The sequence below is a fragment of the Planktotalea sp. genome (genome assembly GCF_049680325.1).
Lineage (GTDB): Bacteria > Pseudomonadota > Alphaproteobacteria > Rhodobacterales > Rhodobacteraceae > Planktotalea.
This window is the reverse complement of record NZ_JBAUHO010000107.1, coordinates 1-2,866: the sequence shown is the minus strand read 5'-3', so window position 1 is coordinate 2,866 and position 2,866 is coordinate 1. Positions and strand designations below refer to the sequence as shown.

The 2,866-nt window shown below is 58.5% G+C and carries 3 protein-coding genes and 1 pseudogene; all 4 read right to left on the bottom strand.

All coding sequences use genetic code 11. The features are described 5' to 3' along the window. A pseudogene (moaC, locus tag WBC85_RS04370) lies at positions 1-126 on the bottom strand (cyclic pyranopterin monophosphate synthase MoaC); the annotation flags it as partial. Beyond that, positions 123-941, bottom strand: coding sequence for an indole-3-glycerol phosphate synthase TrpC (trpC, locus tag WBC85_RS04365; protein WP_424433454.1), 819 nt, complete (start codon positions 939-941; stop codon positions 123-125). The pseudogene moaC and the gene trpC, both read right to left, overlap by 4 nt. After that, the gene (trpD, locus tag WBC85_RS04360) at positions 938-1,960 is read right to left on the bottom strand and encodes an anthranilate phosphoribosyltransferase (protein ID WP_424433453.1); all 1,023 of its coding nucleotides are present in this window, start codon (positions 1,958-1,960) and stop codon (positions 938-940) included. The genes trpC and trpD overlap by 4 nt, the downstream gene beginning before the upstream one ends. Next, positions 1,957-2,538, bottom strand: a complete 582-nt coding sequence (locus WBC85_RS04355; RefSeq protein WP_424433452.1) for an anthranilate synthase component II — start codon at positions 2,536-2,538, stop codon at positions 1,957-1,959. The genes trpD and WBC85_RS04355 overlap by 4 nt, the downstream gene beginning before the upstream one ends. Positions 2,539-2,866 lie beyond the last annotated feature (328 nt).

Here is a 2,866-nt window from a genome sequence, read left to right as displayed (position 1 = left end):
GTCAAAGGCACTTTGGCTCATGCGCACCCAGCCGCTTGCAGTTGCGATGCGCGCGGTGATCTCCTTGGCCGAAACATCGACCATATGCGCTTCACCCTTGGCGTTGAAATGGGTCAGCCCGCTCATGCGCCCATGCCTGCGCTTCCAGCAGGGTTGCGTAGCAGGTTGCGCGTCGCGGCTTCGACATCGTCCTGTCGCATCAGGCTTTCGCCAATCAAGAAGGTGCGCGCACCGTAACGGGCCATATCGGCCAGATCAGCAGGGGTGAATAATCCGCTTTCCGAAATAATCAGGCGATCTTCAGGCACCATGCGGCTTAGCTGGCGGGTGGTATCAAGCGAGGTCTCGAATGTTTTGAGGTTGCGGTTGTTGATCCCCATCAAAGGCGATTTCAATCGTGATGCACGCTCAAGTTCGGCAGCGTCATGTACTTCCAGCAGCACATCCATACCCCATTCAAAAGCGGCATCTTCCAGCTCGGCGGCCTGCGCATCACTGACCGAGGCAAGAATAACCAGAATACAATCAGCCCCGAGAGCGCGCGCCTCCGCGACCTGATAGGTGTCATACATGAAATCCTTGCGCAAAGCAGGTAGCTCAACCGCGTCGCGTGCATCGCTCAGGAAATGCTTGGCTCCTTGAAAACTGGGCGTGTCGGTCAACACGGACAGACACGTCGCGCCGCCGCGCTCATAGGCTTGTGCCAACGTGGCGGGATCGAAATCTTCGCGGATCAACCCCTTTGACGGCGAGGCTTTTTTAACCTCTGCGATCAATCCATACCCCTCGCGAGAGGCGCGCATGAGCGCATCGGCAAAGCCGCGTGTCGGGCTGGCTGCTCTTGCCTCTGCTTCAACGTCGGCAAGGGGCTTGGCCGCTTTGTCGGCTTCGATTTCATCAAGCTTGTAGGCTTTGATACGGTCTAGGGCAGTCTGGCTCATGGGTTTGCCCCTTGTGTGGCTTTTGCGAGCGCGTCGACCTTGCCTTTGGCCGCGCCGCTATCAATGCTTTCGCGGCCCATTTCGACACCGCTTTTCAGATCATTTGCTTTTCCCGCGACGACCAGCGCTGCGGCTGTGTTCAACAAGACCGCATCGCGATAGGCGTTCTGAGTGCCATCAAGTAGCGCACGGAAGGCTTTCCCGTTATCCTCGGGCGTGCCGCCAAGGATGGCCTCAAACGGATGCACCGGTAGGCCCGCGTCCTCCGGGTTCACCTCGAATTCGCGAATGGCGCCGTTTTCAAGCGCCGCGACCCATGACACCCCTGCAATGCTTAGCTCATCGGTGCCATCGCTGCCATGCACCAGCCATGCAAACTCAGAGCCAAGCTGGCCCAGCGTTTCGGCCATGGGGCGGATCAGATCACGGCGATAGGCACCGGTAAGCTGGCGTTTGACACCTGCGGGGTTGGTGAGAGGGCCAAGAATGTTGAAGATCGTGCGCGTGCCAAGCTCTGCGCGGGTCGGCATCACGTGACGTGTCGCGGGGTGGTGCATCGGGGCCATCATAAAGGCGATGCCGCATTGGTTAAGCGCGGCCTCAACCACATCTGCGCCAACCATGACGTCGATGCCCATCTGCCCCAACGCATCTGCTGCGCCTGATTTGGAACTCAGGTTGCGGTTGCCATGTTTGGCAACTGGCACCCCGGCACCAGCCACGACAAAAGCGGTCGCGGTCGAAATGTTCAGCGTTCCTTTTCCGTCACCGCCCGTGCCAACGATATCCATGGCACCAACGGGGGCTTTCACCGCATTGCACTTAGCGCGCATCACATAGGCCGCGGCAGCATATTCATCGACGGTTTCACCGCGAGTGCGCAAAGCCATCAACAACCCGCCAATCTGGCTTGGCGTCGCTTCGCCGGTGAACAGGATTTCAAAGGCGGCTTCTGCTTCTGCGCGCGAAAGGGCGCGATCGGCAGCTGCGTCAATCAGGGGCTTTAGCGCGTCGCTCATGCGGTCACTTTCATTGTGTTCAGGAAGTTTTGAAGCATGGCGTGACCATGTTCGGAGCGGATCGATTCAGGATGGAACTGCACGCCGTGAATAGGCAGGTCACGATGCTCAAGCCCCATGATCGTCCCGTCGTCCAATTCTGCCGTGATTTTCAGCGCCTCTGGCAGGCTCTCACGCTCAACGACAAGCGAATGATATCGCGTGGCCGCGAAAGGGCTGGGCAGTCCGGCGAAAAGCCCTGCACCCGCATGTGACATCTGACCAAGCTTTCCGTGCACGATTTCATGGCAACGCACGACTTTGCCACCGAAGGCCTGACCAATGCTTTGGTGGCCAAGGCAAACGCCCATCAATGGCGTGCGCGTTTCGGCGGCAAGTGTGACCATGTCCAGGCAAATGCCAGCCTGATCGGGATCACATGGACCCGGGGACAACAGGATTCCGGCCGGATTTAACGCCATCGCCTCGCGCGCGCTCATCGCATCGTTACGGATGACTTTGACCTCTGTCCCAAGCTCGCCCAGATAGTGCACCAGATTATAGGTGAAACTATCGTAATTATCGATCAATAGCAGCATTCAAAGTCCCATTTCTAGCGTGGCTCTGCAAAACACACAGGCCGAGTTGCGCCCTACATGTTCAGTTGCACGCGCAAGGGTCAAGAGGCCCCTTGTCTTGCGCGCCGCAAAGCGTCAAACTTACTGCCACGTTAGATATATCAGTTTGAGGCGGGGCTACAGTGGCTAGAGGTGTGTTTTCCGGACTAATTTGGGGCGGCGTCGTTGCTGCCGCTGGTGCCTCGGGCCTGTCATTGGCCTATCCTGACTTCAAGCCGGGGGCGGCGGTCATGTCTCCCGCCGAACCCGAGAACAGCGCCCCAGAAGTCGCCGCTCCTGTCAAGGATGC